The 231-nt window shown below is 70.1% G+C and carries 1 pseudogene; it reads right to left on the reverse strand.

From position 1 onward, the window contains the following. Positions 1–231, reverse strand: a pseudogene (locus tag ACZ6JE_RS15750) (M20/M25/M40 family metallo-hydrolase); the annotation flags it as partial.

Consider the following 231-nt stretch of genomic DNA (forward strand, 5'->3'; position numbering starts at 1 on the left):
CGATCAGCTTGCCCCCGATGCGGGCCTTCTCGCCCGTCTGCAGCAGATACGCCCGTCGGCCGTCGAGGAACGTCGAGTAGCCGCCCACCTCGCTGATGGCCTCGCTGGCCCCGTCGAAGAGCTCGGGGTGCTCCTTCACGAGGAAGTGCGACCCGAGTACTCCCCCCGCCTCCTCGTCGGCGAGGAACCCGACGACCAGATCGCGCGCCGGTCGTTCGCCCGACCGGAGGA

It is taken from the genome of Frigoribacterium sp. AC759 (assembly GCF_979256015.1).